Annotated in this window: 2 protein-coding genes and 1 pseudogene; all 3 read left to right on the forward strand. The window is 41.5% G+C overall.

Annotated elements, in window-relative coordinates:
- Positions 1-112 precede the first annotated feature (112 nt).
- Positions 113-1,870, forward strand: coding sequence for an AIPR family protein (locus tag QME58_14265; GenBank protein ID MDI6804978.1), 1,758 nt, complete (start codon positions 113-115; stop codon positions 1,868-1,870).
- Between the two features lie 293 nt (positions 1,871-2,163).
- Positions 2,164-2,439, forward strand: a pseudogene (locus tag QME58_14270) (DUF2200 domain-containing protein).
- A 178-nt stretch (positions 2,440-2,617) separates the two neighbouring features.
- Positions 2,618-3,304, forward strand: coding sequence for a protein-L-isoaspartate(D-aspartate) O-methyltransferase (locus tag QME58_14275; GenBank protein ID MDI6804979.1), 687 nt, complete (start codon positions 2,618-2,620; stop codon positions 3,302-3,304).
- Positions 3,305-3,458: the final 154 nt, after the last annotated feature.

Raw genomic sequence — 3,458 nt, forward strand, 5'->3', positions numbered from 1 at the left:
TTTTAAAGGATAATACTAATGCTATTGTATGAGAGCCTACTTTTTAGTCAGCCTCCAATATTGCGTCTTTACAGATGTTATGCGAAATGGCAATTAACAGGAGACCAAAGCTATGTATGACAAGATTGTAGACGAAATCAAGCAACCGTATTACACGCAGAACTTTCCTAATGACGGGCAGCGTTTTGTTGCTTGGTATCTCAGGAACATCCATCTGAAGGATATGAATGAAACGAAGGATTGCATTACAGATGGTGCGGACGACAAGCAGATTGACGCAATCATCATTGATGAAGACAAGTCGACTGTTTTTGTCATTCAGGGCAAGTTCATCGGATCCGATAACGTTGATGCTGAACCACTTCGTGAAGTTCTTTCCTCGTGGATTCAACTCAAAGATTTGGTCCGTCTGCAAGAAGTTGCCAACACAAAGCTGAAGAGAAGGCTATCTGATGTTTCAATCGCATTAGACGATGATTACGATGTTTCATTTGAGCTTATCACAACATCTTCCCTCACTGACTCAGCGAAAGAAGATTTGGCTACATTTCAAGCGCAGCTTGCTGATGCCGAAGATTTCGCTGCGAATATTCATCTTGTCGACCAAGATGAATTACGACGCAGATATGATATGGCACTTGAGAAGGACAATCCTAGCATAAGGCATACGGTGCGACTCGAACCGGGACGCTACATTAAAATGGTTATTGGCGGTACACAAGCAGTCTTAGCCGCCATTCAATTGAAAGATTGTCTCGGATTTCCCGGAATCAAAGATGGTACTCTTTTCCAGAAGAATGTACGGCAATCGCTTGGACTAAGTAACACAGTGAACAAAGGTATTAAAAACACAATCTATAGTGATAAGCACCGAGACTTTTTCTTCTTTCATAACGGCATCACTGCCATTTGCAACCGAATGTCGTTTGGCGTTGATAGTCAACTTGACTTGCAGGGTCTCAGTGTGGTCAACGGATGCCAGTCATTTAACACTATTCTCTCGTGTAGTGAGCGGGTGAAGACAGTCGAAGATACCTACGTGATGTTCAGATTCTATGAGATTCCACAGCGGGATAGAGCCGATAGAATCAGCATATCTACCAATTCACAAAGTGCAGTTAAGCCTCGTGATTTGAGGAGCAACGATAAGCGTGTGCTTAACCTAAAGAAAGCGTTCGAGCAAAAGTATTCTATGGGATATTTCATAACCAAACGTGGCGAGGAGCCGCCCGCTGATAAGGACAAAAGATTGGCATTAGACCTTTCGGACTTGGGTAAGTATCTCATCTCTTGGCATTCACAGCGCCCCAACATTGCGTACAGCGAGACAAAGATTTTCGACAAGTATTTTGAGCAGCTGTTCAAACGGCCCGAAGAATACAAACCCGAAAAAGCTCAAGCTCTCAACCTTTGGATGCAGGAAGTACTTAACGGCTGGGTCGCCAGCAATCCATTAGCTTTGAATGAATCATTATTGGCTATGCGGGCATATGCACCCTACCATCAACTCTATGCGATCTCAATGTGCTTTGCTATTTCGAGCGTTCAATCCGATCGTGTTCCCAATCCAAGTGTATGTTGGGAAAGAGCACAGACTAGAAATATGGTTGCACAAATTGTCGAGATTGCTGGCAGTTGTCTCAACACGGCTCTCGAGGCTGCGGCAAACGAACCATTACCACAGAATCGGGTATTCAGTCCGCAGAACTGGATCAAAGCCAAAACTTGCCTTGCAGCAATCAACCAAGCGATTCGCCAGTACTTCAATATGTTGCCAACGATGCCGGGCGGAAAAGATATGAGCAAGAATCTCAAAAAATGTCTCACATTATCAACTGAAGATTTTGAATATCGATGGGCAGCGGATTAATTGCCACTTCGCTTAACAACCAAAAGCACGACGCTGGAATAAACCAATGATAAAAAGCCTCGCTCAATAGTTTTGCTCACGGAAAATTTGTCTATTTATAGTTCACAAAACTATTGCGTATTTTTGCAGGACGACGAACGTTGCTACGCCATTCGCGCAGCACTTCGTGCTGTGATCATAAGCGGCGTAGCAACGTTGCGCGGGCTTCGCCCTCGTTATATGCAATTTTGGACAAAATCTATTCTTTAAAATATATTGACTAAATACTAAATGTGTAACAATCTTCAAGAACAATGGAAAACTCAAGAATATATAAAATGTCATTTGCAAGTGTTTATCCGCATTATATAAACAAGGCAGTGAAAAAAGGACGAACCAAGGAAGAGGTAGATTCGATCATTTGTTGGTTAACAGGATATAACCAAAAATCTTTGCATCAACAAATCGATAATAAAACTGATTTTGAAACATTTTTCGCAGAGGCACCACAAATACATCCAAATGTATCAAAAATTACAGGTGTAATATGCGGCTTTCGCGTGGAAAAAATTGAAGACAAACTAATGCAGGTGTAAGAGGTTATGCAAAGTTTTTGCTCCGCAACAGCGTTTGTGTCGGTGGATAGTGAGGCAGCTCGCACTCCGCAACGTTTCATACACGTAAACGTTATGCTTGGAAGTTTGCCCATTTACTTTTGCTTTTCTCGATAGTGTTTCCTAATTTTGATTAGAAGATTCGGGAAAAACAATGATAAAACTAATTTTAATATTCTTTTTTATCTTACTGATACAGACTCAAGATAAATATACAAAGCTCCGCCACGATATGGTGAAATATCAAATCGAAGATAGGGGAGTGAAGGAAAAATATGTGCTTGATGCAATGCGGGCAGTTCTTCGGCACGAGTTGGTTCCGGCATCATACTTATCTCAAGCTTATAACGATCATCCGGTTCCGATTGGTTATGGGCAAACTATTTCGCAACCATACATCGTAGCATTAATGACTGAACTTGCGGATATAAAACCGGGAATGAAAGCTCTTGAAATCGGAACAGGTTCGGGATATCAGGCAGCTGTGCTTGCTGAAATTACTGATTCAGTTTACACAATTGAAATTATTAAGGAGCTGGGTTTGAGCGCTGCCGATAAACTGAAAAAGATGGGTTATAACAAAGTTCAAGTAAAAGTTGCCGATGGATACTACGGATGGAAAGAGTTTGCACCCTTCGATGCAATCATCGTAACTGCCGCCGCCGAGCACATCCCGCCACCACTTATCGAACAATTGAAGGAGGGGGGTAAAATGATAATTCCTTTCGGGCATCCGTTCGGAGTTCAAAACTTAATGTTAGTAGAAAAGGAAAAAGGTAAAATAAAAACTAAAAATATTTTGCCAGTTCGGTTTGTGCCATTCAAAAGAGGCAAAGAATGAGGCGACTCGGAGCTGTAATATTTCTTGTTTCAGCTTCATTGATAGCATATCAGCTTGCGTTAATGCGGATTTTATCTGTCGTTCAGTTTCACCATTTCGCTTATGGGCAGTTCCAAAAATTCAAATATAAGTTTAGTGTTATAGATTTTATCGT

This window comes from Bacteroidota bacterium (genome assembly GCA_030017895.1).
Taxonomy (GTDB): domain Bacteria; phylum Bacteroidota; class Ignavibacteria; order UBA10030; family BY39; genus JASEGV01.